Source organism: Wolbachia endosymbiont of Anurida maritima, assembly GCF_042182995.1.
Taxonomy (GTDB): domain Bacteria; phylum Pseudomonadota; class Alphaproteobacteria; order Rickettsiales; family Anaplasmataceae; genus Wolbachia.
Genome location: NZ_CP102058.1, coordinates 406,681 through 433,622, shown reverse-complemented (window position 1 = coordinate 433,622; position 26,942 = coordinate 406,681). Strand labels below are relative to the sequence as shown.

The 26,942-nt window shown below is 33.1% G+C and carries 23 protein-coding genes and 8 pseudogenes; 12 read left to right on the top strand and 19 right to left on the bottom strand.

What is annotated here, in order from left to right:
- Positions 1-14: 14 nt before the first annotated feature.
- The 5 genes and pseudogenes from NOX90_RS02420 to NOX90_RS02400 all read right to left on the bottom strand — a co-directional run.
- Entirely contained in the window at positions 15-257 is a 243-nt protein-coding gene (locus NOX90_RS02420; RefSeq protein ID WP_375603621.1) for a transposase, read from the bottom strand.
- Positions 258-583: 326 nt separating this feature from the next.
- On the bottom strand, positions 584-1,753 hold the full coding sequence (locus NOX90_RS02415; RefSeq protein ID WP_253303197.1) for an IS4 family transposase: 1,170 nt from the start codon (positions 1,751-1,753) through the stop codon (positions 584-586).
- A 51-nt stretch (positions 1,754-1,804) separates the two neighbouring features.
- Positions 1,805-2,278, bottom strand: a complete 474-nt coding sequence (locus NOX90_RS02410) for a hypothetical protein (RefSeq protein ID WP_375604390.1) — start codon at positions 2,276-2,278, stop codon at positions 1,805-1,807.
- Between the two features lie 406 nt (positions 2,279-2,684).
- A pseudogene (locus tag NOX90_RS02405) lies at positions 2,685-2,957 on the bottom strand (IS630 transposase-related protein); the annotation flags it as partial.
- Between the two features lie 43 nt (positions 2,958-3,000).
- A pseudogene (locus NOX90_RS02400) lies at positions 3,001-3,214 on the bottom strand (transposase family protein); the annotation flags it as partial.
- A gap of 57 nt (positions 3,215-3,271) precedes the next feature.
- Between NOX90_RS02400 and NOX90_RS02395 the strand changes: the two are divergent.
- The 5 genes and pseudogenes from NOX90_RS02395 to NOX90_RS02375 all read left to right on the top strand — a co-directional run.
- A pseudogene (locus NOX90_RS02395) lies at positions 3,272-3,559 on the top strand (SPFH domain-containing protein); the annotation flags it as partial.
- Positions 3,560-3,687: 128 nt separating this feature from the next.
- A complete protein-coding gene (locus NOX90_RS02390; protein WP_375604389.1) occupies positions 3,688-3,972 on the top strand; it encodes a SemiSWEET family sugar transporter in 285 nt (94 codons plus the stop codon).
- Complete coding sequence (locus NOX90_RS02385) at positions 3,944-4,636, top strand: thiamine diphosphokinase (RefSeq protein ID WP_375604388.1); 693 nt, start codon at positions 3,944-3,946, stop codon at positions 4,634-4,636. The genes NOX90_RS02390 and NOX90_RS02385 overlap by 29 nt, the downstream gene beginning before the upstream one ends.
- A 337-nt stretch (positions 4,637-4,973) precedes the next feature.
- Positions 4,974-5,114 (top strand): annotated as a pseudogene (locus NOX90_RS02380) (IS982 family transposase); the annotation flags it as partial.
- 105 nt (positions 5,115-5,219) lie between these two features.
- Positions 5,220-6,258 (top strand): annotated as a pseudogene (locus NOX90_RS02375) (IS4 family transposase); the annotation flags it as partial.
- 17 nt (positions 6,259-6,275) lie between these two features.
- Here the strand turns inward: NOX90_RS02375 and NOX90_RS02370 are convergent.
- The 3 genes from NOX90_RS02370 to NOX90_RS02360 all read right to left on the bottom strand — a co-directional run bounded on the left by NOX90_RS02370 (position 6,276) and on the right by NOX90_RS02360 (position 7,042).
- Positions 6,276-6,734, bottom strand: a complete 459-nt coding sequence (locus tag NOX90_RS02370; RefSeq protein ID WP_375604575.1) for a transposase — start codon at positions 6,732-6,734, stop codon at positions 6,276-6,278.
- A 64-nt stretch (positions 6,735-6,798) separates the two neighbouring features.
- Positions 6,799-6,918, bottom strand: a complete 120-nt coding sequence (locus NOX90_RS02365; RefSeq protein WP_375604584.1) for a transposase — start codon at positions 6,916-6,918, stop codon at positions 6,799-6,801.
- Positions 6,884-7,042, bottom strand: a complete 159-nt coding sequence (locus NOX90_RS02360; protein WP_375604387.1) for a hypothetical protein — start codon at positions 7,040-7,042, stop codon at positions 6,884-6,886. Before NOX90_RS02360 ends, NOX90_RS02365 begins: the two co-directional genes overlap by 35 nt.
- Before the next feature lie 59 nt (positions 7,043-7,101).
- On the opposite strand from NOX90_RS02360, the pseudogene NOX90_RS02355 reads away from it, so the two are divergent.
- Positions 7,102-7,353: pseudogene (locus NOX90_RS02355) on the top strand (IS4 family transposase); the annotation flags it as partial.
- Here NOX90_RS02355 and NOX90_RS02350 read toward each other — a convergent pair.
- On the bottom strand, positions 7,304-7,534 hold the full coding sequence (locus NOX90_RS02350) for a hypothetical protein (RefSeq protein ID WP_375604386.1): 231 nt from the start codon (positions 7,532-7,534) through the stop codon (positions 7,304-7,306). The pseudogene NOX90_RS02355 and the gene NOX90_RS02350 overlap by 50 nt on opposite strands.
- A 681-nt stretch (positions 7,535-8,215) precedes the next feature.
- Between NOX90_RS02350 and NOX90_RS02345 the strand changes: the two genes are divergently transcribed.
- The 4 genes from NOX90_RS02345 to NOX90_RS02330 all read left to right on the top strand — a co-directional run bounded on the left by NOX90_RS02345 (position 8,216) and on the right by NOX90_RS02330 (position 12,691).
- Positions 8,216-8,512 (top strand): hypothetical protein, encoded by a 297-nt coding sequence (locus tag NOX90_RS02345; protein WP_375604385.1) that lies wholly within the window; start codon positions 8,216-8,218, stop codon positions 8,510-8,512.
- 561 nt (positions 8,513-9,073) lie between these two features.
- Entirely contained in the window at positions 9,074-10,447 is a 1,374-nt protein-coding gene (locus NOX90_RS02340; protein ID WP_375604384.1) for a hypothetical protein, read from the top strand.
- An 830-nt stretch (positions 10,448-11,277) separates the two neighbouring features.
- Positions 11,278-11,661: a hypothetical protein gene (locus tag NOX90_RS02335; protein ID WP_375604383.1), complete on the top strand. Its 384-nt coding sequence runs from the start codon at positions 11,278-11,280 to the stop codon at positions 11,659-11,661.
- An 82-nt stretch (positions 11,662-11,743) separates the two neighbouring features.
- On the top strand, positions 11,744-12,691 hold the full coding sequence (locus NOX90_RS02330; protein WP_375603607.1) for an IS5 family transposase: 948 nt from the start codon (positions 11,744-11,746) through the stop codon (positions 12,689-12,691).
- Positions 12,692-12,735: 44 nt separating this feature from the next.
- Here NOX90_RS02330 and NOX90_RS02325 read toward each other — a convergent pair.
- From NOX90_RS02325 to NOX90_RS02290, 8 genes and pseudogenes are all read right to left on the bottom strand, one after another.
- Positions 12,736-13,094, bottom strand: a pseudogene (locus tag NOX90_RS02325) (IS110 family transposase); the annotation flags it as partial.
- A 445-nt stretch (positions 13,095-13,539) separates the two neighbouring features.
- A complete protein-coding gene (locus tag NOX90_RS02320; RefSeq protein WP_375604382.1) occupies positions 13,540-15,822 on the bottom strand; it encodes a hypothetical protein in 2,283 nt (760 codons plus the stop codon).
- A 49-nt stretch (positions 15,823-15,871) separates the two neighbouring features.
- Positions 15,872-16,495: a hypothetical protein gene (locus NOX90_RS02315; protein WP_375604381.1), complete on the bottom strand. Its 624-nt coding sequence runs from the start codon at positions 16,493-16,495 to the stop codon at positions 15,872-15,874.
- Positions 16,464-21,437, bottom strand: a complete 4,974-nt coding sequence (locus tag NOX90_RS02310; RefSeq protein ID WP_375604380.1) for a Ulp1 family isopeptidase — start codon at positions 21,435-21,437, stop codon at positions 16,464-16,466. Before NOX90_RS02310 ends, NOX90_RS02315 begins: the two co-directional genes overlap by 32 nt.
- Positions 21,438-21,491: 54 nt before the next feature.
- A complete protein-coding gene (locus tag NOX90_RS02305; RefSeq protein ID WP_375604575.1) occupies positions 21,492-21,950 on the bottom strand; it encodes a transposase in 459 nt (152 codons plus the stop codon).
- Positions 21,951-22,014: 64 nt separating this feature from the next.
- Entirely contained in the window at positions 22,015-22,257 is a 243-nt protein-coding gene (locus NOX90_RS02300) for a transposase (RefSeq protein ID WP_375603621.1), read from the bottom strand.
- A gap of 12 nt (positions 22,258-22,269) precedes the next feature.
- Positions 22,270-22,962 (bottom strand): hypothetical protein, encoded by a 693-nt coding sequence (locus NOX90_RS02295; protein WP_375604379.1) that lies wholly within the window; start codon positions 22,960-22,962, stop codon positions 22,270-22,272.
- Between the two features lie 444 nt (positions 22,963-23,406).
- Entirely contained in the window at positions 23,407-24,195 is a 789-nt protein-coding gene (locus NOX90_RS02290; protein ID WP_375604378.1) for a P44/Msp2 family outer membrane protein, read from the bottom strand.
- A 275-nt stretch (positions 24,196-24,470) separates the two neighbouring features.
- On the opposite strand from NOX90_RS02290, the gene NOX90_RS02285 reads away from it, so the two are divergent.
- A complete protein-coding gene (locus NOX90_RS02285) occupies positions 24,471-24,905 on the top strand; it encodes an NUDIX hydrolase (protein ID WP_375603610.1) in 435 nt (144 codons plus the stop codon).
- 27 nt (positions 24,906-24,932) lie between these two features.
- On the opposite strand, the gene NOX90_RS02280 is transcribed toward NOX90_RS02285, so the two are convergent.
- Together NOX90_RS02280 and NOX90_RS02275 are read right to left on the bottom strand one after the other, a co-directional pair.
- Positions 24,933-25,070 carry a hypothetical protein gene (locus tag NOX90_RS02280; RefSeq protein ID WP_375604377.1) on the bottom strand — a complete coding sequence of 46 codons (138 nt, stop codon included), beginning with the start codon at positions 25,068-25,070 and terminating at the stop codon, positions 24,933-24,935.
- A 25-nt stretch (positions 25,071-25,095) separates the two neighbouring features.
- Positions 25,096-25,206, bottom strand: a pseudogene (locus NOX90_RS02275) (IS5/IS1182 family transposase); the annotation flags it as partial.
- Between the two features lie 670 nt (positions 25,207-25,876).
- On the opposite strand from NOX90_RS02275, the gene NOX90_RS02270 reads away from it, so the two are divergent.
- Complete coding sequence (locus NOX90_RS02270) at positions 25,877-26,899, top strand: ankyrin repeat domain-containing protein (protein ID WP_375604376.1); 1,023 nt, start codon at positions 25,877-25,879, stop codon at positions 26,897-26,899.
- Positions 26,900-26,942: the final 43 nt, after the last annotated feature.

Below are 26,942 nucleotides of genomic sequence, written 5' to 3'. Positions count from 1 at the left end.
TCTTAGTTTTTTAACTAGAAAATCATGAATTTCTTGCCATATTCCACTTTTTTTAAACGCGAATTACAACTATACACGGTTTTCCATGGTGGAAAATTCTTAGGTAGTTGTCTCCATTGACAGCCTGTTCTCATCACATACCTTATTGCATCGATAATCGTTCTGATACTGTGTTTTCTTGGTCTGCCGGTCTTTTTAGGTTCAAAATATTGCTCTATCATCTTCCATTCTTTGTCACTTATATCGCTTGGGTACATTTAAAATATATCTTATAACACACTTCTTAACTCCTTTCTACTTAGTTTGAAGACATGCTCTTAGGTTAGGTGATGGTGATAAAGAAAAGTACCTAGCAGATCTAATCTCACAGGTTTATGAAAAAAGAAATATAACTCTGCCAAGAGAAATAATACCTGATCGTGTTACTCTGGATGCTTTGTGTTTTACTCATAAAAAAGATCCTTTAACTCTACCTATTTTATTAAGATATTTCACTCATAAAAATTTACTTCAAGAAGCCAAAGATGATTTGGATAAACTAAATCAAAAGTTGCAAGGTGTAATGGCATAAGTGTTGAAAGTATCAAAAATAACGTGATATGAGATGATCAACGGCATGTAAATTACCTCCCGACAGTAAAACAATCGAACGTATAAAAGAGTCATTTAGATCCAATGTGAATTGCAGTAATGCTATTTTGAACCCATGTAGATTATTTTTGATTTTATAAACAAGAAATAACAAAGCCGTAATAATAATCATGTAAATATACACCTTCATGCCATTCATAGTATGGCTTAAAAAGTGCTTATATCCAAGATTTTGCTTTATAAATTTAAAGAACACTTCTATATCCCATCTGCGCCTATATAGCTCTGTTACTTCATAAGCTGGCATTTCAAACAAGTTTGTCAAAAACCATATTTCATCTCCAATTTTATTTCTGATTTTTATTAGCCGTAGATCATGCTTTTCTGCCACTTTACCTCGTGCACGATAAAGATTAACTATTATATCTTCTAAAATCTCTGATCCATCCGATTTTTGTTCTCTTATAACTTTGTTCCTGCTTATAACATCATGTTTTCTTCCCACTTTAACTCTTGTGATAAATTTGTACTCCTTTTCATCAAATTCGGCAAAAGTTCCAACTTTTCTGATTCCTCTATCAAATAATAAAATATCCTCTTTTTCAACTTTAGCTTCATTAATTGCTCTCACTAATGCTATATCTTCACTACTTTCTTCTTGTCCTTTACAAAATCTTATACTTGTCGGCAATTGATCCTTTAATCCTACACTCACTTTAACTTGACTGTCGTTACTTTTACCGCCTATTTTTAGCCCATCTTTTATGAGATATCCCGATAAATTTATGATCGTCGAATCAAACTTATGTAAGTTATTTGATGTTTTTTGGGGTAATAGCTTTTTAATCTTGCTCATCAAATCAATATATACTCCCTTAAAATATTCTGGATTTATAACTTTTAACCTTTTTGACAAACCACTGTATGTTACTGTACTTTTATCGCTATTCTTATCCATTATACACCTGTTTATTACCATTTCTAGCGCTCTTAGGCTTGTTTTTTGCCCCATTAATATTAACTTCATTAGACCTTTAAATATAATCTTGCCCAACAATTTAGTATTACATTTATCTACTTCACTTAATTTTCCTAGCCTTTCTAAATCCTCATCTTTTATTAAATTTAGTACTCTTTCTATTTGATCCATTATTGCCTCCATTTTCTTGCAATAATAGTTCTTTATGTCTTTTTTGNNTGTTACTTTCAACACTTATGCCCCTTGCTCCTTAAGCCGTAGAAAAAGACGAGGTTTATATGCTATTCCTACCTTTTGCACGGCAGGCGAAAAATAAGCGATATAGACATAATGTGGCGTTTTGTTATACCGCTGTTGCTTGATTGATAATTTTTCTGACTTTATCCGGTAAAAAGCGGGGTTGAAACCTATTTCTTCAAAGCATTCTAGGCAATTTTGTCCCTTATTTGTTATCACAGCTTGTCTTGGGCAGGGTGACGACTGCATAGTTGACAAGTCATACAAACCAATGCAATACTTTTGCTCTACAGGTTCTAGAAAAATTTTTTTGTTGAAAATATTAAAATATTTTTTTCTTTGCCAAGGCACAGTAGAGGTGTCGTCTATCATAAGATAAGCTCCTTTATCATTGTCAAATCCCAATCCGCTCAAAATTGAAACCCTATCGGAGTTACCTGAATCACTAATGTTTTCAAAGAGATTTTCCATTATTATCGGTTTTATTTCTGCAATAAATTAACAATCCTAATGTAATATTGGTAATAAAAAAACCTAATATATTTACATATGATAGATTTGAGTTCATACAAGATAGAGTAAATAAGTATACTATTAAAGGATTTAAAGCGCGAAATAAGGAAGAAATATAATAGGGAATATAATTGGTTCCTCTAAAAAACAATATTCCCCCAATAAGCGGAGCTAAAGAAGTCGTAATTAAAAGCAAGGTAGCTTTATTTAATCCATGTATAAAATATATATTTTGGGAATAAGCTGCAAAACAACGCATTAAGCTGGCTAGTGCAATGAAAGATAATAAATTAACATATGATAAGGTATATGTATAATAATTTTTATTATAGTTAATTTTTTTGAGGGCTCGGTGGATCGTTTAGATACTAACGTTGCTCCAAAGTTTAGCCATTTCCGATAGAGTCTTTCCTCCTTTTTCTCTGGCAAATTTAGCAAAGGCATCCCAATCGGTGATTTTGTGATTGTAACTTCCATTTCCAAGTTTTTTTGATTGAAAGTCTCCTGTTTCTTTTCTTCTTTGCTGCCACTCCCATAAAGTAGTTCGTCCAATTTTAAATCTTGCTGCCACTGTTTCTCTGCTTCCTCCCTCCTCCATTGCTTTTTTCCTTAAGTCATAACTATATGCTGCTGGCACTTAACCTCCTTATCATCGTCTATCCTTATCTTACCACATCCGGACTTCTATGAAAAGAGCTATATGTGCGATATTCTCTCATATATTCCAATGTCATAAGTAGCCTATCTTCTATACAGAGCTTGCTTTTACGCCCACTCTTTGCTTTTTTTTTCTATCTTCCTCATCCAAAATTTCCACCATTCGCTTAAATGTTCCCTTTTTTACCCCTGCCTAAATTTCTCCCCTTCCAACTTTTCTATTTCTTTATATCTCATACCTTTAAATATTTGATTTTATACTTCTTTTCCCTTGTTTGTCAATTTTGAAAGAAGTCTATTGCAGGAATGGAGATTACAGAAGCAAGAATATCGCATTTGGCGTATTCGTCCGAGATTGCACAAGCAATGTTAAGGCGTCAACAAGCACATGCTATCACTTCGGCAAGAAAGCTTATAGTGCAAAACGCAATAGGAATTATCGAGGAAGTAATAGCTCATTTTGAAAAAAATAAAAGCTTACAATTAGATGGCAAGCAAAAGGTTCAATTGATAAATAATCTTCTAGTTGCCCTGATTTCTGAGCAAGATGCACAACCAACGATTAGTTTGGATAATAATTAGCTTAGGTATACTTTTAATTCTTTTTGGTTGATAGGCCAAGCTATATCGTTATTATAGTTTAGTAACAGTCGAAAGAAATTTAATATTATCAACATTTTAAACTTGATATATAAATAAAAGGAGGGTATATGTGTATAAGTATAGGAAAGTGCTTCGGTTTCATTGCGTTAATAACGTCTCTAATTGGATTATTACCTCAAGTGTATAAATCATATATTACTAAATTTACTCATAATATATCGATGCTGATGTTAGTAAATTTGGTTATTTGTTCATTTTCTTGGCTTATCTATGGTCTCTATGAGGGATTAACTTTTATTGTACTTAGCAATATTGCTGGGCTAATAATTAACTTAACATTAATCATACAAAAATGTTATTATGATGCAAAATCTGCATCATCTAAATTGTAGCATAAAACAACAATATCGTTCTATTGTAGTATTAAATGGAGAAATACCGGGCTCATTGTTTTTTAAACAAGATATACCTGTTATTGCTGTAGATGGAGGAGCAAACAAGCTTCTATCAATTGGTGTACAACCTGATCTTGTAATAGGAGATTTAGATAGTGTAAATCCGAATTTACGTGCTAATTTAAATACAGTATATCTCCCTGATCAAGATTATTGTGACTTTTCTAAAGCCATAGCCCATTTAAAAACAATGAAGTTGCTGCCATCGATAATAACAGGTATTACTGGAGGAGCAATTGATCACATACTACAGAATATTAACATTTTTCTAGGTACGGGCAGTATCTTCTACACGCCTTCGCCTCCTATGATGGGTTACACTTTACAAAAAGGTATTACCCATNTTTTTTCTTTGTCAAAAAATACTAAAATATCTTTACTTGGTATACCAAAAGCACAAATATCAACTAAAGGATTAAAATGGGAACTATGTCTTAATAAACTTGCCTTTCCGGGAAAGAATTCTTGCTTTAATCGAAGTTTAGGCAGTAAGGTATCTATAGAAGTACATAGTGGTATATGTCTAGCAATGATTTATTTAGAAGCAGTAGATGACGCTGGAGTGTNNGTAAAGAATCATACACATCAAATTAAGAAGTGAAAGTTAGAAGGGTTAGCTACAATTCTCGACCACCATGAACATGCTCATTCTCATTGGCGTAAACAGGAGGTTCCACACTTTCTAGATGGCTATTCACCTTCAGTGGATTCTCTAAATTATGCTTTATTTGTGTTTCTGTTTCGAATTTAAATCCTAACTTTTCGCAGAATTTTTGGAAATGTTCTTTGATAATATCAAACAAGCTCTTACCACCCTCTTGGTAGTTTTTTAGCTCTTCAGACCCCAACTATGGATTAGAAAGGAGTGAAAAAAGGCTGAAAAGCGGGTAAACTCCAAGTTGTTTCTCTTCAATATAGGAGATTACCCATGAAGAAAGATATTGTACTGTTGCGTCGAGGATTTTTGTCGCACGGTCGATGAGAACTTTGCCAATATGCTCCTGTTAAACGGGAGAAAACCCACTAGGATACCAAGAATTACCACTCCAGAAATCTTTACCATAACCTTGTTGTACCATCATACGCGTCAAGTTAAGGAAAAGTGAGAGGAAAATTGATGGAGAGAAGGAAAAAACAGGGTATAAGTCCTCTTAAATTTATCAAACAAAACAAGAGAACTTATAATGAACAAAATAACTAATTTATCGAAAACTCTCAACGAATTTTTTAATGAAAAAGCAGATAACAGCAACAGGCTTTGTTAAAAGAAAGAGAAAGTTGAATGGTTCATCATTCGTAAAAGCTATAATCTTGGGTAGCATAGGAGTTGAAAACTGTAGCATAGATGGAATGTGTCAATTATTAAATGAAGATTCTGTGGTAATGACAAAACAAGGTTTAAATTTTAGGTTTACTGAAGAAGCAGTGGAATTTATGAAAAAAATGTACGACGAATCTTTGGTTTTATTTAAAAACAGCTTACAAGTTGATTGCAGAATCTTGAAACAATTTAAAAGCGTTAAGCTATTAGATAGTAGCTCTACCTNNAATGATATGGAAAATTTGTATAAAGGATATGGTACTAGCTACAGTGGTTATGAAAGCAATACCAAGTCTGGAATAAAATTACAGTTAGTTTTCGACTACCTAAATCAGGTATTGGATCGGCTTGAGCTAACAGAAGGAATAANNGAGGGTTATAGAAGCCATTTAAGCAATATATCAACTAATGATCTACTAATATCTGACTTAGGTTACTTTGTACCAGCTTCTTTTAAACAAATTGACGAAGTTGGAGCTTATTTTGTTAGCCGTTNNGATACCAATATATATGACATAGAAACAAATCAAAAAATAGAGTTGTTGGAATGTTTAGAAGGTCAATCATTTCTAGAAAGGGAAGTGTTATTAGGGAAAGAAGTAAAAATTAAAGTGAGAATTGTATGTCAAAAATTAACTGAAGAGCAGTCTATCATCAGAAGAAGAAGGGCTAATAAGTTAGCAAAGTCACATANNTCTTCTCAAAAGAATCAAAAGCTAATGGATTGGTCAATATTTATCACTAATGTTTCAGAAAGTAAAATTAGTGCTGAGCAGGTATNNTACAGAATAAGATGGCAAATTANNTTTAAATTGTATAAGAGTTACGTCAGACTTGACGAACTTAAAGGAAGTTCATACAGAGTATTATGTGAGCTATATGCAAAATTATGTGCGATTCTTAGAGCATGTCTTCAAACTCAAGAATGAGCTAATTTGTGAAGCATAATAGTGATCATATTAAAAAAGATGTTATTTTTTGAAGTGAGAGGAGAATGCTCATAATCCTTACTCATACGTCTAAAATTGGAGAGCCAAGCAAAGGTTCTCTCAACAATCCAACGTTTAGGAATAACCTGAAATCCTGTATCAACTACTTTCTTGGTAATCGTCAACAAACATCCAGTTTCCAATAAACAGCGGTTTTGCAATTTACCTGTATATCCTTGATCAGCAAAAAACTTACGTAATGTTGGAGCTTTGCATTTGGCTTGAACAAAAAGATTTAGTGCACCATCACGATCTTGAATGCTTGCACTGTGTACTTCAGCAGCAATTACAAGACCTAGAGTATCTACAACGATGTGGCGTTTTCTACCCTTTACTTTCTTGCCAGCATCATATCCTCTGGATCCCCTTTTTGAGTGGTTTTTACTGATTGACTGTCAATTATTCCTACTGATGGAGTTTCATTCTTACCAATTATCTTTCTTAGTTTTTTAACTAGAAAATCATGAATTTCTTGCCATATTCCACTTTTTTTAAACGCGAATTACAACTATACACGGTTTTCCATGGTGGAAAATTCTTAGGTAGTTGTCTCCATTGACAGCCTGTTCTCATCACATACCTTATTGCATCGATAATCGTTCTGATACTGTGTTTTCTTGGTCTGCCGGTCTTTTTTAGGTTCAAAATATTGCTCTATCATCTTCCATTCTTTGTCACTTATATCGCTTGGGTACATTTAAAATATATCTTATAACACACTTCTTAACTCCTTTCTACTTAGTTTGAAGACATGCTCTTATATTTCACGGGATTGTTGGATGTACAAAGCTGAAAGAGAATACAGAACTGAGTTTAACAAAAGCATTCATTGAACTAAAAAGAAGGACTAGGGAGTTGTTTTTAGCGTTAAGCAGCAAAATTAATCACTTGAGAATTTTTCTGAAAAAACTTACCACAGACTGGTCACAATTTTCTCTGAAAGACAGGTATAGAAAAACTAGAGTATCCACCTTAAGTTCATTGAATTTTCTAACCCTTGCTTCTTAACTTGACGCGTATGCTTTTTTGAACATTCCCATTTTGAAAGAGGTCTATTATCCTTTAGATTTTCCTCAAACTTTGTTATCGATACCTCATCCACACCAGCCGCACCTTTATTTTTCGATACTTGTTTATAAGCCCTCCAAATAAGTTGCTTTGGTATATCAAAAGACTTTGTTTTATTCATTAACTCCTCCCTTTCGGTTGATACATAATTAAAACTGAATAACTCAGCTCCTTCGCTCCATTTCCATTACAGAAACTTCTTCACTACTACGAGCTCCTGTTTTCCGCATCGGTACTCTCACCCTTGGAGTTCAGCTCCTTGGATTTCTCCCTTATCATCGAAACGACAGGTTCCCGCAGTTCCATGCAATAGCCTAAAATAGATTCACGCCACTTTTATGCCGGACGCCACCTACCCAGTAAACAAGCTCCCGGTACCAGGTTCCCCTGGTTTTGACGTCGTCTCTACGCTTTTGACACTTCATCAGTGGTTCACTTGCGTTCGTCTCTCTATTTCACACATGACACATAATTGTGCCTTTTCCATAATGCTCACTACCTTACCAAAGCAGCTTATGGTTGTTTGAAGCCTGCTCTTGCAAACCGTCTCCGAGGCTCATCTATTGTGCAGCTTCAACACTTTCCGTGTTTCTACGGCGCACAATCGTCTACAAAGCAAAATAATTCTGTTACATTTTTATTCATGGGTAACCTCTCTATTTTTTGATAATATGTTTCCGGAGTCTACTCTTTCGCAACTGGGGTTATAAAAGATAAACCGAACGACAAAAAGCCTGAAAAAGCCAAAATTTCGTTAAAACAAGTCTCAGTGAATAGGAATACTACAGAAAAAAAATCTCAGTTGAGTGAAAAGAAAAATATAGCTCAATCGGAAGAAAATCAAAAAGAAGAAGGCTTTTTGGTGCGTTTTCTGAAGAAAATATTCAAAAAACTTTTTGGTGAAGATAAAAAAAGTGTAGAGGATAGAAAAGGCACTACTCAAAAAAGTATGCTAAATGATGAAGGACAACAACAAAATAAGCTCCTTTTAAGTCAAGACCAAAGCGTAAATGAAAGTTTAAAGCAAATTGATGATCCATTGGTAACTCCTGTCAATACTACGAAAATAGAAAAAACAAATACAGACCATGAAAGATAATTCGCCTTAAAACAATAGATTTCTTGCATAGCTGGATTCCAATGTCAGCTACTCGGATGACATCTTCAATTTCTGTACAGCTGTGCATCACATGACAAGGAGCACTGGCTTGCACTCCCCTGAACAGACAATGGCGTCAACTTAAGGAAAAATATCAGTGATTGTGTATAAAATTTCTCTCTAAAATTTTTACCATTAAATTACCCAAAAGCTGCAATAAACAGCACTTTTGTTTCTGTTTTATTTCAACAAAGAAGTCTAAAATGTGTCCTTTTTAGACGAAACATGCAGAAAGGAAAAATCTTATTTTACAAATTAAAAATACAATATACTCGAAAACTTTTCAGAAAATCCATAGGAGAGTTTGCTAATGGAGGCTCTTAAGTTGACGCCATTGCCTGAACAGATACAAACAACAACACAGACACAAATCAGGAAAACAAAAAAAATAATAGATTTTCTGTTTTTATTATAAAATAATTAATTTTTAAATATTTTATATTGATTTTATTATCAAAGTTCATATAATATTAATATATTAACTTTGATGGTGGTAAAGAAATGCATAGTAGTATAAGCGACGAAGTGGTGAAAAATTTAAACAAGTTAGCTTCTGATAGACAAGCAAATAAATTTAAAAAGATATTCAATAATCTTAGCACTAACCATAAAAATGAATATATAGAGCATGTTAAAGCAAAGCTTAAAGTCTCAGCTATGTCCGGCATACTAAATGCACTAGAGGAGGAAGAAGCAATTTCAATCTTTAATCAGTTGCTTCAAGAGAATAAAAAGTTTGCTTTCAATACACTCGGTCGTATTCATCCCCAATATACTTTATCTCAAACTCTACTTTATCAACTGGACCCTCAGCAAAAAGAAGACTATAAAGTACATTTAGAGACAAAAACAACAGCCAAAGCTAAGCTTACCCTAAAAAAGTTTTATTCAAACAATAAAGAGAGTTCAAGCAATTTAAGCACTAAAAACTCCAATGAACCGTTAGTACAAAACAGAGATGAATTGCCAGAGTTAAATTTCTCTCCTATATCTCCTGCATTCGAGGAAACAGTTGTTGAACATCCATTTGATACTAGACCAGAATTTTCTTCTGACAAAGAGAATCAATTATGTAGCCAAATAGTACCTCCATTTGAGGGTTTTGCTGAATTACATAATCAATTCCGCAATGTAGTACCAGAAAATTCGACACCTAGTAGTAGTTTTACGTCGAACGAGAATATATCAGATAGCCTAGAAGGTGAGCAATTATCCCCAGAGTATTATAACTATTTCATAAATGGAGTAGTTGATCTGCAATCCTCAATTGTGGATGAATTGCCAGAGTTAAATTTCTCTCCTATATCTCCTGCATTCGAGGAAACATTTGTTGGACATGCATCTGATAGTAGACCGGACTTTTCTTATGACAATGAACCGTTAGTACACAAAAGAAAGATAGATGATTTGAATGAATTTTTAGATTTGCAAATCGAAGGAAATTTCTTTTCAAGCTCTGTTATACCAGACGAAATAGTTGGTAAATATGAAATTGATACTGGAACAGACGAAATATCTACAGTGGAGCAACCAGCAAAGCGCCAGTGTATATCAGTAATTCCATTTCTGGGTTTTGCTGAATTAGATAATCAATTCCGCAATATAGTACCAGAAGATTCAACAGTTAATAGTAGTTTAACGTCAAATGAGAATATATTAGATAGCCTGGAAAGTGAGCTAACTTTCCTAGACTCTCAAATAAATGGCGGAGAGCCATTAACTAGTCTGCAATCCTCAATTGTGCATCCATTACCAGAGTTAAGTTTCTCTCTAAGCTCTGTTACACTAGATGAGATGGTTAAGAGATATANNAGCTTTAATCACAAGCTAAGTGATTTAGAAAAGGTATATGTAAATGTACTAAACAAGATTTAATCTGACAGAAGAACTTGTATCTTTATGGTGTAAGGTATTAGAGCTAAAATATCTTACAGGGAAGGGTGAAGCAGGGCGAGAACTAACGCCAATAAGGCCGAAAATTAGATTTTGCTCCCCTTCCAACAGAGTTGAAAGACTGAACAGTATCTTTGGAATTATATCCCGTATTTATACCAAGTCTCATTAATAATAAGACAAATTAAAAATAGCCCTTTTGCCTGTAATTGCGGAGTTTAAGCAAATTTATAATATGTCCTATTTGTCTTCCCAATAACGAAGTTTGGTATTAGGAATGCTTTTTGCAAAAAGGACGATATTAATAAAAAAGATTTTATTCTATTTAAGATATAAAACTATCATAAGTTTTCCTTTTATTCCCAAGTAAATTATTATTAATTCAATAAAATCTATTATTAATAACTTAAATAACACAACCACTTCCAGCAACCGAAACCAGCAAGCATGAGAAGTGTTTTTCTTGGAATGCATTGGTCTACCGCTCGTTCCTTGCGAACTTTTCTATATAATAATTCTACTATATCTTGAAATTAGCTATATTAGCCTACTTTGGTCACATTTATATACGAACTAACGTACCTGGCTTTGTTGCAAATAATTTCAAGCTTTTATTTTCGCAACACCAATTTTATTTAAATTATTCTCACAAATATACGATCTATTTTATGTTTTTAGAAAGAGTCAATAATTAGATTTTTTGTGGTGCTAATTGGCTTATATTTTTATTGAAAATATTTTTTGAAAAAGGTAGTTGACTTACTAGATCAATTTGGTTACATATAATAATTTCATTTCAAATGGAGGTCTGTATGTATGCAGTAGCAAATCCCGAAAGCTTTACTAAGAATCTTGTTCCTTATTATGAAAATAAGGTAGTCGAAATGCGTAAATTAATGAATGAGTTTGATGAAAAGACAGTATTAGGTCTATGGTGGGATTCCAAAGTACCTGAAAAAGATAAAGTTAAAGAGTGGAGTAAATTTTGGAAAATGCCATTTACTAATATCAGTTTTTTGGGGGTTTCAGATAGTAAAGAAGTTACAGAAGAGATAAAGAAATATTTCAAGCTTTACGGAGAAATTGAAAAAATTGCTCAAGAAGTAAGTCAAGTTGTAGAACAAGAAGGCATTAACGCCGCTGAACCTCAAATTAATGCTTTGAGAGTGAAATTACAAGAAGGCTTTGTTGCATAGCGAGTAGAGATAGGAGAAAAAAAGAGAGAAAATTAAAAAAGAAGTGGTTACTCTATTGAAAAATGAATGCTTTAGGGAGTGTATGCCACAGAAAATGAAAGTCAGTAACAATAACGAGTATAATCAATTTTTAGAAAAAAGAGGAAATGTCTTTCATTTCATTGATGAAGCTATAGAAAACTGGTATGAAATTTCAGAAAAGGTTGCAGGTGGAAATAACATTTACAGCGATAAAGTTGTCATTGCAATACATATAATTGTTAATCTATTTAGAATAGGTTTAAGGCAAGCAGTTGGATTCATAAAAGGATATTTAGAAGGTATAGGGAAGAATCTGCAAGTGATGAGCTATTCACAGGCTTGTCGCCGACTAAACAAACTTAATTTGAAACTGTGTGATCACAGAACAGATAAAAATGATATGGAGAATATTGAAATTGCTATAGATAGTACAGTAATCCATATTTATAGCAACAGCACTCAACATAACAAAGATAATGCCAAGATAAGGAAATATAATGGTAGAAATCAAGCAAGAAAGCTACATGTTGCTTTAGATATAAACAGTAAAAAGGCAATAACAACTCGATATACTAATTTCCTTTCACATGATAGCGTATCAGCATCGGAAATACTAAAAGAAATAGGTGATATCTATAAGATTAAGTCTCTTCGTGCAGATGGAGCTTATGATACAGCAAATTTATATAAGTTATGCAATAAGTATAATTTAAAACCCATAATAAAGCCGAGAAAAAATGCAAAAATCTACAATGATATAGATCATTTATCGGAACGAAATAAGAACATCAATATAAGAAAAGCATACAATTTAAGTCAGTGGAAAAAGAAGACAAGGTATGGAACACGATCACGTATTGAGAGTTTTTTCTTTAGGGTTAAAAAAACATTTGGATTTAGTTTTAAGAATAAATCCAAAATAAATCGTTCTCAAGAGATGATCTTAAAATGCTACTTGATTAACAAATTTACTGATATCGGTATGCCTATTTTCGAATTTGCCTCGTAAATCCCTTACATCACACCTTCTCATTGGTAGCCATGCAACAAAGCCGGCCTAAATGACCCTTGAAGTAATCCATAGCTGTGTAGCTGTTGAAGCCACTGACAATCCTGAACGTCTGATTTCCTTCCAGGTACATTTCTTACATGTCTTGCGTTTACCAGTTTTACTTCAAATCCGTGTGATTCAAGTACTTGAAACAAAGGAATCCAGTACACTCCCGTTGACTCCATGGCTATTGTATTAACTTTACATTTTTTCAACCATTTTGCTATGTTGTAGAGATCTTCTGTGAAACACCCGAATTTTTGAACACTGTGCTTATCTCTTCCTTCAGGTACACATATATAATGTACAGATGAGCCAATCTGCCGCATCAGATCTCTAATTTGCTTTTTACTTTTGCCATTTTGGAACCTCCACTCTATAATAATTTATAGTTGAGAAGAGCTTCAGCTTGGAACGGTTAGATTATACAATCTTCTAAACGAGGTAGTCTGCAAGGACTCCATCAATGGTTTAACCGTTCCCNNTCCAAAACCATGCTTATATACGGGCACTNNTAAGGCACCATTGGGCTTATCGGTTATAACTGCAAAAGTACTCCCNACAAAATTATACTTACAGACTGCTAAAAACAAAAGTGGCGTTTCTTTCCGGTTTAACAGACTTTGTCTGTTCGTTGCTTATATCTAAGCATAGAAATATTTGGATTTTCCAATAAAGTTCGAACTTCTTTCTCAGTAGATTTTGCAACTTGTGATAACTTCTACATCCTGATAACTAGTGTTATTAATACTATAAAGTAAGAGTAACTTTTTAATTGAAGTTACTCTTGTATTTTAATAAGTTATTTACCTAGGAGGAAGACTATTTGATGCTTGCGTTAATTGATTAACATCAACATCTTCAACATTACTCGCAGGAAGACGACGTCGAGTATTAGGAAAACCACCATAAGCAGGCCCTTGACCTCGATCAAACGGCGTACCTACTGGCGTTCCACTAACATCCGAGTTGTAGCGATTACCTGAAGGAGGAGTTATACCTGCAAGATCTCTTTCCGTTGAATTATCTGCAAGAGGAGGAGTTTCAATAATACTTTCTTCTGGCGGCATTTGGTTTTCCAGATTCTCTCCTTCTGTTGTACTATAATAACTTGTAGTAGAAATTTGATCTTCCAGACCTTCTCCTGTTTCTCCAAAAGGAGCTTGCAACATACTGCGACTTACATCGCCATAATCTCGTCCACGATACGATGTAGCAGCGTCACATCTCGGCGCAGGAGAAGTCTGTTGTCCTTGGTTCTCAGTCTCTACCTGAGCAAAAGAAGTCTGCTGCCCCTGTCCTTTACTACGTGTAAAAGTAGCTCTGTTAGACCGTATTACCGTTTTATGCCCATTCATATCGGCAGATTGAGGAACAATTGTTATTTTTGGTCTAAGTCCACTCACTGGAACGGTAGGCAGTTGCTGAGAAGCAGTCCCTTCATCTATATTATAAGTAAGGCGTTTAGACGGATTTGGATTTACTCCATCACTTGCTGGAACGATAGAAGCAGCTGTTGTTCCTGCTCCACGTATACTCCCATGTCCAGTCTGCTGAGGAAGTGTTGTTCTTTCACGTCCAAGTTGCTGAACTGTTTGTGCTCCATAAGGTGCATTTCTTTGTTCACTTGCTAAAACGGTAGGTGGTTTTTTTAAAGCAGCTGCTGTTCCTGCTCCACCCATATTTCCACGTCTAGGTTGCTGAGTAGGTGCTCTTTTATCTATACGCTCCTGATTACGTTGTTGCCTAAGTTGGGATGCTTTCGTACCCTTAACTTGTATCACCATCCCAGGCTTAATAACAAGCTTAGCTAACCTTTCACTTATTCCATTCCATGCTTCAGAAGATATCGATGATGACTCCGTCACTGGTGCATCACTTCTATCAACTAAAAATGACAATTTACTAACAGGTCCCCAACGACATCTGGAATCATTACCCCCTCTGATTTGTTCAATTGATGTAGCACTTTCATAAGACGTACTATGTTCTAAATGATCTTCATTCAATTCAATTGATGGCAACTTAGTATCTTTCAGGTTAGAAGAATAAGCAAAGCTTCCTAATTCACCTTTTTTACACGCAAATACTGGAAGAAAATGAAAATATTCATTTGATATATGTAAAATATTTTTATCCTTATAATCAATGGATTCGCTGTCAGTAACAGAATTTACCCCTTTATCATTTATCACTTGATGTAAGAACATATCTTCATTATGACTTGCATCATCAGCCGAAGCGTGATAGTTTGGTTCTATAAGATGTATTTTCACTCCATAAACTTTACAAAGTATTATACCTTCAATATCACTGTCACCCCATAGTTCTTTTTCTGGATGCACAATATAGTTGATGTAATCAGGAAGATCTTTAATTTTTTCATCTCTACCTTCACGTTCTGTTAATTTCCTACCAATACACCCATTTAGAAACCTGTAATCTTCTGGCCAATATTCTCTTGGAGTTTCTGGTATTAATAGGCCATTAATCTCTATAGGAATATTTTCAACAAATTCTTTGCACTTTTTACGTAATTCCTGTACTGTAACCTCAATTCTTTTCTGTTTTTCTAAAGATTGTCTGAATGAATCAAAGAAGCAATCTCCTCCACCTTTTGCATTGCCAAATATGATGTGAATCTCATCCATATCATCATCTTGCAGCATCACGTCGCCTGGTGGTGCAATATAGACTTGCACATCGCTATCTCCTTCACTTCTAGTACTCATAATACTACCTACACCACTACTACCGCTGCCTGCTCTACTACCTGATGTACTACAATATGAACGATTATCAGGAGGTGTGCTGGCATTTAATGGATTACCTATACCACTGATATTTTGTTGTTGCTTATTACTAATCAAGAAATTTAAATTATCTATAAAACATTTAAAATCCCGTCCTGTAAATTGAGAGTACACGCTATGTAGTTCTCTTAAATTTTCTTCTGTGCATTCCTTCAGATCTTCTTCTATCTGTTGTATATTATTGTGTTTACCATCTTTTACTAACTGTATTCCCTTTAATCTTAGTTTTATATGATTAATATCACTTCCCTTACCTTGGTACCTGATATTTTGCATGAATAACATAACTTCATTAATATCTTGTACGATAAGGGAAGATTTCTGCTTAGTATGGCTCTTTAATAAAAAGGAGTGCTGCTTCTCTGTCTCTAGCACCAAGCGTTGCTAACAATTTAAAATTTTCTCCAGCTTGAGCATGGAGCCCTCTGTTATAATGCTGCGTAAACTTTGTACTGCTTAAAGGTAGAGTAGCGATTAAAAAGATTGCTTCATCTTTAACACTGCTGTTACCTGTAGCGAGACCTTTGAGTACTTTTGTCATCTTTTCAAATTCAGTTTTGAATCCATGACTTCCAATTATATTTCCGTCACTCAATAACGACTTCAATATATCAAGTACATACATGAATTGCGCCTCAGGTAATTTTTGTCCATAAGAGAGTGACAGCTGCTCTATAACTTTATCTGAGGACTTGCTCTTCCTATAGTCAGTTTGTTGCTGCCTCATAGCCATAGCTTCTAAATATCTTGAATGATTAGTTATATATTGAACTAGTTCAATATAAGGATTATTACCTTGATTTGATGAAGAGTATTGCTTTCTTAAAACATCACCTAAATCAGAATAGTCTATCTGAATAGGAAGGTTTTCAGTTTTTTTATAAATGTTACTGATTAGACCTTGCAAGTACTTTTTATCATTGATTCCACAGTGCTCTAATATCCCCATATGTTCCTAACACTCCAAGTAAAAATTCATTAAGAGGATAAATGGATTGAGCATCACGTAATAATGGAAATACCCTCTTTGCTTCTGATAAATCTTCTTGAGTAAGAACTTCTCGTCTTTCTAATTTATTTCGAATACTTTGGAATAATAATGTTGAATACGCATAAAGACCATATTCGTCTAAATTATCCTCTTGACTTCCTTCTATTGGCAATGTTAATTTGCGAAAATTTCTAGTAGCATTGTATATATCTCCTCTCTCTAAACAAGCCTTCCCTTGATTGTAATATAAAAGGTGATGCTCTTCATTACCCATAGCAGCTGTAACACCTATATCATATGAATTAGCAGAGGTTTCCATAGCCTCATCAACTATTATTTCGCTTTCAATACAATAAGGATTACTAAATATCACTTGAGGACTAAGTATATAATTTAATAACCTTTCCTTATATTTTATTTCAACCTTTCTTCTTAAATCATCATATCCTTTTGGAAATGAAATAGGAATAATATTTCCTGATTCACATTGTTTACTCCAATCAAAAATAAAATCTCTTGATTCCGATGTGTGCATTTTACCCTCCGTATTAAAATTAATATTAAATCGTTCTATACCTTTATTACTTGATTCTAATACAGATATACTGTCTCTATTTTGTAGAATATTTTGGCTTTGTCTAGGATTATTTTGATTTCCATTTATTTCTATCTTACTACCTGCATATTCAAATAAACTCCTCGAATTATCTCCATTAAATGTAGATCTATTACGATTATCTTGCACTGCCACTGCAAACTCTTTCCTCTTTTCCTGAAGCTTTTCATCCATTTCGCTAGCCGTGTCTCGATTATATTGCCACTCCTTTAGTTTTTCATCAATTTCATTAAAAGGCTTATTTCCTTTTATCATGTCCGTAATTGTCTTAGCATTCATTAACGCAAATATCCCACAATTGTACTTATCTGCTTGCTGCACAATTTTAGGATCTTTAACATGATCTATTTTTAAAATCTCCAATAAAGCCTGAGATACTAACTTATATGCGCTATTGAATACCATGCCATATGAATCACAGTAGTAAGCTTCTAGTTTATTCTCTCTACATACAACAATCAACGTTACCCAATGATCTTTATCTGTATTAATAATTGATGTGAATATTAAATCCTTATTTTTCTGTTGAAGTTTTTTATACTCTTCAAGTTGTAATTTTAGGTTTTCAATTGGTAAGCAATCAAAAAACACTCCTTGAGTAATATTTTTTGAACCTTTTCTATCTAAATTTGCTTTCCATCCATAGCAAGCTTCCGTGATAGCTCTAATAGCACTAGTCTGTAACTTATATTTGTAATTCTTTTCATTCAGAGTTTTATGTACAAAAGAATCACTATCTTCTTTATCATTTAGCGAAATATGTGATTCACCATCAGAAATGACTATAGTATTTTGTGATGGCGTATCATTATTTGATGCGATATTCATACTTTGTGATGTAGCAACAGGATATAGCTTTTTTGCAAACTCTTCTCTTTTTTCTCTAATTTGTTCTTTGCTAGGTTCCCATAACGCTGAAGAGATATCACTTCCTTCTTTCTCCTTAAATAAATCTGTAATTGCTTTTGCATTTTCTAATACAAGTATCCCACAATCATAATCATTATACTGCTTTTCCTTTTGAACAACTTCAGCTTTTTGAATTTCAATTTCAAAAACTCCACGAACTACATTCTTGATTTTTTCTAAATCTTCCTCTGAAAATTTGTTAAGTGGATCATAGTAGTAAGATTTATTACCCTTAATAACTAATGTTATACAATGCTCCTTGTTTTTATCATAAAGGATCGAAGTAAATGTTAAATTACGATTCTTTTTTATTGCTTCTTTATAGTCCTGCAATTTTGTTTTAAGAGAATCTACTGACTCTATGCAAGCAAAAAATACGCCATCTTTAGATATAAACCTTGCACCTTCTTTATCTTCATATTCTTCCCATCCATAGGAACTTTTTGCAATATCTCTGATGTCACTACTAGTTAACCTATATTTGTAATCCCCTTTATAAAACAGAGTACGATGTACAAAAGGAGGAGCAAGAAGACACCTTAGAAACTCAATTGTCTCGTTATTTCCATGCTCTTTTTCTACATCATCTATTAACCTTTTTAATGGGCCAAGTATATGGACCCAAACTGCCCTGAGTGCATCCATAGCTTCTGGATCAGTCACTACCTCTTTAAATAATTCTTCAGCAAAAAGAGTTCTGTTTCCTAAGATGAAATTTGCATTACCCTGACCAAGGATTAATTTTTGCTCTATTTGTTCTACATTTTTTAATTTACTAAAATACTTTATTAAACTTTCTATTGTTTCTCCACTTTCATTATTTTTTGATCGTTTAGTTGAGAAATGTACATCTTCTTTTTGAGTATTTGCTTCTATTAAATCATTCTGATTAGCAAATAACTCCCATATCATACCAATTACTATGATTGTTTTTATTGGAAGTTTTGCTGTATTATCTCTTATTATTTTTTTCTTTGCATCTTCTTTTATCCATGAATACAGTAGTTCTGTCATGCTTTTACGAACTTTATCAATTGCATTTTGAAATACTGGTGGCACTTCATGCCACTCAAGTATGTCTCTAGTAGTGTTTACTTTTGCTCTTTTTACAATTTCGTATGTATTTTCATAACTAAATACATAAAAAAAAGTGATTCCACCGAGCATTTTTAAGGTAATATCTTTAAAGCTGCTGTTTTTAATTACTTCTCTTAATGATAAGATTATACAAATTTTTTGAAGTGCATTTTTCTTTAATACACCCTCTTGAATTGCTTCTTCCAATGACATCTTACACAAATATTCTTCATATCTCTGGTTTAGCTCGTTTAAAGTTGTAATTGATCTACTTTTTGAGTCAAGAAAAGTTTTAGCTAATTCTTCCTCTATAAAATGTTCTCTAATTGCTTTTTTTACTATAAGTCTAATGTGTTGAATATCCTCTTTTTTTATTATTTTTTTTTCAATTGCTTTTCTCAACGAGAACAAAACATTCGTTTCATGAGATATTGAAGCAGTAATATGTAACTTTTGACACTCATAAGCTAATTTAGTAAAGTACATTGCTGTATGCATTTGATTTTCCTTAATTGCATACAGCATCCATATTTCAAGTGGTTTCCCAGTAAGTTCTTCAAAGGGAAATGAGTAGAAATTATATATGGTAGCTATATGATTTTTTGCCTTATCATTATGAAATGATTGAGAAAAACATTTTTTTAGTAAATCAACACAATTCTTACCTATTATATATTTTATAACCTCTTGCCGTTGTTCATCGGTCATTTTGCAATTAAGTCCTTGATCCATAAAAGTTCTATGAAAATCATCACTGGCTATCTTTTTTAGTTTTGTATCGCGAGTCTCAACAATAAAATCAATTCTCCTCTTCATTTTGTTAATGAAACCCAGAGGTAAACCTTCACCATCTGTGTAATCTTTCTTTATTATCTCCCTGGAAAGCTCACAGAAAGCTATATCTAACTTTTCATCTGGTAATGTCAAAATTTCGTCATTTTTAAATTTATGTTTTAGTTTACTTAAATTCTTCTTCGATAGGCAATTAGACTTATTTATCACTAATAAATCACCTATTTCATCTGAAAATTCATGCTGAATAACAGTACTTTTATTGCTTGGTAAACTGTTATCATTACCCATATCTTGTTCTTTAGGAGAAATTTTCAGGTATTGCTCCTCTACTCCAAAACACTCTAGAACTTTTCCTACTTCTTCATCAACTATTATATTTTTATTTCTCTGTAAAAGTCCTTGCATTGAAGTTTTGCATATACAAGACAATAACTCTTTTATTGCAGCTGCATTCTTCTTTTTACTTGCTATTGATTTACGTAATACTTTAAGGCTAATATGTGATCGTAAATGACTAGAATAGTCAATTGCATGAAGTAAATCTTCTCTACTTTTATATATACCGTTTAAGAAACTATTATCTTGCTCTTCTTGACCTTTATATGATTTATTAACAAATTCACTTGCAGCAGATTTATGATTATAAAACAATTCTGCTATCACTTTACCTATGAAAAAGGGTGTAACAACTTTTTCTATTATTTCAGTGTTATCTGTACTACGTTGTGTTTTTTTATCACAGTCATAAGTTATACTGTTTATTATTTCACCTAAATCCTGTTGAACTATACTTATAACATTTTCTAGACATTTTCGAAATTTTTTGTATTCATCACTTTTGCTTTCAATATCCTTGACCTCAATTGGTTCTAACCTTAAAAAATGCAAAACATCTCCGGCTAACATTAACGATAAAACGCGACTGAAACCCTTAGTACTAATTGCAACTAACCACATATTGGCTTCCACATCAAGAAATAAATCTCGCGTATTTTTTACATCTGTACCATTAATAAATTTGCTTACCACATTGCTTGCGTGCTTATTATCACGAAAATGATTACCATTATATATTACATGGGAACATTCGAATAATCTCTCTACTATTACTTCTGCTGATACAGCTAGTTTAAGTTGAATTGAATATTTACATGCTTCATACAATGATAAGTTGCTGTATTGTCCTGTATTCCATGTATATAATTTAATATCTCTTCTATCTTTTTTACAAAACTCTTCAATAAGGTGTTTATTGTTACTTCTTATGATTAACCTTGCCATGGTTTGACGTTGTTCAACTGTCATCACTTCACTAAGATCTTTAAAGTAATGAATTAACCTTTTTGCTTGCCAAACGGACCTTAAATCTTTACCACTTTCTTCATCTTTTGTTGGATCATAATTTTTATTTACAGTTTTGCATATTTCAGCTACTATCCTCATTATTAATTCAGGTACATGAGGAAGAATATCTACTTCTTCCTTTCTTTTTTTTCCATCCAATCTCTTAAAGAAATAGTAAAATCTATCCTTCTTTCTAAGAGCATGTCTTCAAACTCAAGAATGAGCTAATTTGTGAAGCATAATAGTGATCATATTAAAAAAGATGTTATTTTTTGAAGTGAGAGGAGAATGCTCATAATCCTTACTCATACGTCTAAAATTGGAGAGCCAAGCAAAGGTTCTCTCAACAATCCAACGTTTAGGAATAACCTGAAATCCTGTATCAACTACTTTCTTGGTAATCGTCAACAAACATCCAGTTTCCAATAAACAGCGGTTTTGCAATTTACCTGTATATCCTTGATCAGCAAAAAACTTACGTAATGTTGGAGCTTTGCATTTGGCTTGAACAAAAAGATTTAGTGCACCATCACGATCTTGAATGCTTGCACTGTGTACTTCAGCAGCAATTACAAGACCTAGAGTATCTACAACGATGTGGCGTTTTCTACCCTTTACTTTCTTGCCAGCATCATATCCTCTGGATCCCCTTTTTGAGTGGTTTTTACTGATTGACTGTCAATTATTCCTACTGATGGAGTTTCATTCTTACCAATTATCTTTCTTAGTTTTTTAACTAGAAAATCATGAATTTCTTGCCATATTCCACTTTTTTTAAACGCGAATTACAACTATACACGGTTTTCCATGGTGGAAAATTCTTAGGTAGTTGTCTCCATTGACAGCCTGTTCTCATCACATACCTTATTGCATCGATAATCGTTCTGATACTGTGTTTTCTTGGTCTGCCGGTCTTTTTAGGTTCAAAATATTGCTCTATCATCTTCCATTCTTTGTCACTTATATCGCTTGGGTACATTTAAAATATATCTTATAACACACTTCTTAACTCCTTTCTACTTAGTTTGAAGACATGCTCTAAGAGATTTATCCAATTGCCTGTAAAATTTCCGTTTTTTGCTAAATCACGTATTGATTTTTCAATATCTTCTATTTCTTTATTGATCTCATTACGTCTCTCTCCATCTACTTCTGCTGACAACTCTGCTTCTAATTCTTCTTTGATACTATTTAAAATTTTTGCATACTTATCTTGCGTTAATTCCAGACTATCTATAGCTGATGCATAACCCTCATCACTCAATTCTTCAATTTCACCTTCCTCAAGTTCATCATCGTCTAAATCTGTTTTGTCAAATACACCACCTTGTGAATTAACACTATCATTCCCTAATGATTCAATTGAACTACCACTTGCTACTGATGATTTTCTAGATTTACGTAATTGAGCTTTATCCTGAACTTGAACTCTCTGAATAGGTTGATTTATTATTTGTGAAGGCACACTAGGTACACTTTCACGTCTTTTTCTTTTGGGCGAGTCCTCTTCTGGAGATAACTCTGATTTTGTGGGAGATACCTCTAAGATTGAGAAAGATTTAGATCTTCTAATCCGTTTCTTCGGAGTAGTATTAGGTTGCTCAATTCCCTGATTAGAAGAAGTGCTTAATCTTGTGCTTCTCCTTGTTGCGAGAGCCTGTGCTGCATTGGTTCCCTTTTTCATAACATCGATGACTTACCTTACTATTAAAACTATTTTTACAATATCAATTAAATGTATTATAAATTTATAATAACATCAACAGAATTTTCAAAAATTTTTTATTTTTTGATTGAGTTAAAACGGCGAACTGTTTTTAGTACCGAATAAACAATTTGAAGGCTTTTCTAAAATGGTTTGTAAACATTTTGTATTTGAATATTAGCTTCTATTTTTTTGCATTATCTACTCTGTGAGTTGCTTTTGTGCATGCTTGATCAATTACGTTTTTAAAAAATTTTTTATTTGTAATTTTATCCAACTATGTGGGCACTACCTGTTGTAGAAACAGAATTTTATATCAAACAGCCACCACAGCAATTCCTGCTTCAGTTAATGAATATGTGCTTTAAATTTGTGTGGACGCACATATTCATTAACCAATTCCAGTTATTGCTGCGTAAATTTTTAAGCTTTAATTGCATAGCGAATAGTGATTCCAACTTCCAAACTGTGAGTACCAGAAAAGCTGTTAGTTATAGTTGATTGTTTATCAGTTTCTGTAATTGATTGACTTGGAGTAATGGTATCATTATTCGCTATTCCTAGATTGTATTCTTTAAGCTTAAAATTAGCACCAATAGTACCAAAGTGTCTATATCCAATATGCATATCTATATCCTTAGTTATGCGATAATTAAGGCCGGCTTTTAATTGATATGCAGGCCTTACTGATATTTCTTCAAATCTCTTGATTCGTGTTATTCCAACTCCTGCTCCAATGTAAGGAGAAGAAGCAAAAAGATTATTTTTTAAGTAGTGGTAGGTATTAACCATAACAGATGTACTTTCGCTCCGGTCACAGTCTATTTGAAATCCATATACTTTGTTACTTTTGTCATTTAAATACGTATACGACATTGTAATTGGATCATTTATTGAGCCAACTCTAGAATATATTCCCTCTAATTCAATTATGTAATCATGATTTTTAAATTTTCCTACATGACCAACTGCTACGCTTGCAGCAAATGGTAAGTTATAGTTCNNATCACTTAATTTTTGACTTTTTATTGTTCTGTCACGTACAACAGCATTTGTAATATTATTATTCTCTATCTCTAAAGACCCCGGGTTGATTGAAAATTCACCATAATAAATGCCGCTGAGATAAAATCCGTACTCTCTGAATGCAAATGATTGTTGCGATAACAACAAAGCAAGAGCAGTTATTGCTAATATCTTTTTATTAACCATTTTTTACTCTCCATTTAAATCAGCCAATATAAGGTCAATTTAAGAATAAGTAAATATCAAAAAATACTATATCCGAATTGGTTGGAAATACCGAATGCAAACTTATCACCAGAAGGATTTCATTCCATTTTTGCCAAATTAACAAGCCTATGAACTGCACATCTGGATGATGATGGACCGAGACTTGGTAATAGGTAAAATATGAATAATTAATGCAGCATGCATGTTATTTACATATATTAATACAGTTGTCAAATGTCGATAAGGAGTTACTCATGAATAATAACCGTCACAAGGTTCATATATCTGTAAATCTTCTATTAATAAAAGAAAATTCGGTGCTGCTTTCACTAAGGCATAATACTGAATTGAGTGAAAATTGTTATGGATTGATAGCTGGACATCTTGAGCCAGAGGAATCTGTTACATCTGCCATGATAAGAGAGGCTAAAGAAGAGTTGGGAATTGACATAAAAAAAAGTGATTTAAATTTTACGTCTATAATTCACTATCCTCACAAACCAGACTACATTGATTTCTTCTTTAAGTGTTGTAAATGGCACGGTGAGATAAAGAATATGGAGCCAAATAAGTGTAGAGAATTACTTTTTTTTAATATCAGTAATCTTCCAGATAACATTGTTCAATATATGAAACAAGGAATAGAGTGCTTTGAAAATGGAATTATTCTCAGTGAAGTGGGTTGGTAATGATTTTCATAAATTTTATAACTCAATTTATAGGTTATCTTTATTTAAAACCTCATAAAGAAACCACTTTTGTACCCCTTCTGTATCTAAAAAATCACCTTGATAATAAATGTCTGGATGGAAAGTTCCACCAATGTTATCAAGCGGTGACACAAATTGTTTCATAGGAACAATAGACTTCTTGCATAACCTAAGAAATCAATTCAAGGTTGTAAAAACAGGCAATAATATCGAACCGCAAACCAAAACGCCTTCGTCTATTGCTATATCGATCTGCAATTATTTTAAATCTCTTCAATAACATTTTCAACTATTACTTTTTGACCTTATCCATAAAAAATGGAGAAAAAGTTAGTATTTTTTACAAAAAGGACGATCTAATAAATCAAGATCTCATTGCGTTTGAACTATAAAATTACCATAATTTTTTTCTACTATTCCAAATAAATTATTATTAATTTAACAATATATATTACTAAAAGCTTAAATAATATAGCCACTTCCAGCGCCCAAAACCAGCTAGCGTGAGAGGTGTTTTTTTTGGAATGCGTTGGTCTCTTGTGCTGCTCTAAAACGCGAATTATGGATTAGATTTTAGGTAAATTATTGAAAATCTTGACTTTTTAACTAAGTCTGATCAAATTTAAAAATGACAGTTTATTACATGCATCATACGGCTAAGTCATTGAAATTCTTGAATTTTACTGAATTGATTGGTAGTTTTAAGGTGCCTGCTGCTTAAATTTAGGTGCCCATTAATTTTTCTATCGTAAATGCTAAAATTATAAGTTATTGATATTCTTGCTCTTTTTTATCCTTAATCCAGAATTCGGGTTTAATGCTTTTTCCTAACCTCATACTCTAAACTTTTCCTTCCTGATTCGCAGCAGATCTATTCTTAAAAATTTAATAATGTTGATTTTCTTGAAAGTATATGTTAAACTAAATTTAAGTTAATTGTGAGGTTAGGCATGCAAAAGAATGATAAATTAAATAGGCCGCTGTTTACTGTTGTTAAGAGTGGTGACTTAGATAGTGTAAAAGATCTTGTAGAAAGTGGTAGTGATGTTAATGTCATAGATGAATATGGAGATACTCCTCTACACTATGCTACACGCAATGGCTATACAGATGTAGTTATTTTTCTAATAGGAAAGGGAGCTAATACTAACGCTATAGGTCGATTGGGACAAACTCCTTTACACTATGCTATGGAGCATGGTAATATGGAGATAACAAAGATTCTAGTAACACACAAAGCTGATGTTAATGCCCAAGATGGTAATGGGTGGACTCCTCTATACTTAGCTATGTTAGGAATAGTTAATTCGCGTGAAGATATAATAAAATTTCTAATAAAAAATGGCGCCGAGGTTGATGCTGAAGGTCAGCATGAAACTGCTATTATTTTTCATAAGAATCTTTATCGTTATCTTAATAGAGACATAGCACAACTTCTGATAGGCAAATGTAACAAGGTTAACATTACAGATAACAATGGAAATACTCCTCTATACTATGCTATTGACAGTTATAGCACAGACATAGCGCAACTTCTCATAGAAAAGGGAGCTGAAATTAATATTAAAAATAAATATGGATCTACACCTTTACACTTGGCTGCAAAAAAGGGTGATATCGACGCAGTACGGCTTTTAGTAAAACACGGAGCGGATGTTAACGCTAAAGACAGTCTTGGAAAAACTCCTCTAGATTATGTTACATATGATTCATGTTATTCTCTCCTTGGAGCATTTGTTGGTATAACTACAGCACTAACATATCTCTTCACAGTAGCCTCTATGAGTATGACTGCTGCTATTAGCACATTAATTCTTGCTCCTGTTGTTGGCGCATTAATTGGCCATAACATTGCAAAGCTCGAGGTAAATGTAGATAAAGAAAAAATCAAGGATCCAGACATAAGCACGTGGACTGCGCTTACAAATGTCCTGATCCCTGAGTGTTTGAGCTCTAAGTCTGCTGCAGTGTAATTTTGTTCAAGCCATAACATAGGATGAAAATAGACTAATTATT

Excerpts from the sequence above, each read along its gene's own strand:
- NOX90_RS02285 (WP_375603610.1), top strand. The coding sequence starts at position 24,471 with ATGAATAATAACCGTCACAAGGTTCATATATCTGTAAATCTTCTATTA.
- NOX90_RS02350 (WP_375604386.1), bottom strand. The coding sequence starts at position 7,534 with ATGAATAAAACAAAGTCTTTTGATATACCAAAGCAACTTATTTGGAGG.
- NOX90_RS02360 (WP_375604387.1), bottom strand. The coding sequence starts at position 7,042 with ATGTACCCAAGCGATATAAGTGACAAAGAATGGAAGATGATAGAGCAA.
- NOX90_RS02420 (WP_375603621.1), bottom strand. The coding sequence starts at position 257 with ATGTACCCAAGCGATATAAGTGACAAAGAATGGAAGATGATAGAGCAA.
- NOX90_RS02295 (WP_375604379.1), bottom strand. The coding sequence starts at position 22,962 with ATGAAAAAGGGAACCAATGCAGCACAGGCTCTCGCAACAAGGAGAAGC.
- NOX90_RS02270 (WP_375604376.1), top strand. The coding sequence starts at position 25,877 with ATGCAAAAGAATGATAAATTAAATAGGCCGCTGTTTACTGTTGTTAAG.
- NOX90_RS02300 (WP_375603621.1), bottom strand. The coding sequence starts at position 22,257 with ATGTACCCAAGCGATATAAGTGACAAAGAATGGAAGATGATAGAGCAA.
- NOX90_RS02320 (WP_375604382.1), bottom strand. The coding sequence starts at position 15,822 with ATGCAAAATATCAGGTACCAAGGTAAGGGAAGTGATATTAATCATATA.
- NOX90_RS02315 (WP_375604381.1), bottom strand. The coding sequence starts at position 16,495 with ATGGGGATATTAGAGCACTGTGGAATCAATGATAAAAAGTACTTGCAA.
- NOX90_RS02410 (WP_375604390.1), bottom strand. The coding sequence starts at position 2,278 with ATGGAAAATCTCTTTGAAAACATTAGTGATTCAGGTAACTCCGATAGG.
- NOX90_RS02280 (WP_375604377.1), bottom strand. The coding sequence starts at position 25,070 with ATGAAACAATTTGTGTCACCGCTTGATAACATTGGTGGAACTTTCCAT.
- NOX90_RS02330 (WP_375603607.1), top strand. The coding sequence starts at position 11,744 with ATGCCACAGAAAATGAAAGTCAGTAACAATAACGAGTATAATCAATTT.
- NOX90_RS02365 (WP_375604584.1), bottom strand. The coding sequence starts at position 6,918 with ATGAGAACAGGCTGTCAATGGAGACAACTACCTAAGAATTTTCCACCA.
- NOX90_RS02335 (WP_375604383.1), top strand. The coding sequence starts at position 11,278 with ATGTATGCAGTAGCAAATCCCGAAAGCTTTACTAAGAATCTTGTTCCT.
- NOX90_RS02390 (WP_375604389.1), top strand. The coding sequence starts at position 3,688 with ATGTGTATAAGTATAGGAAAGTGCTTCGGTTTCATTGCGTTAATAACG.
- NOX90_RS02415 (WP_253303197.1), bottom strand. The coding sequence starts at position 1,753 with ATGGAGGCAATAATGGATCAAATAGAAAGAGTACTAAATTTAATAAAA.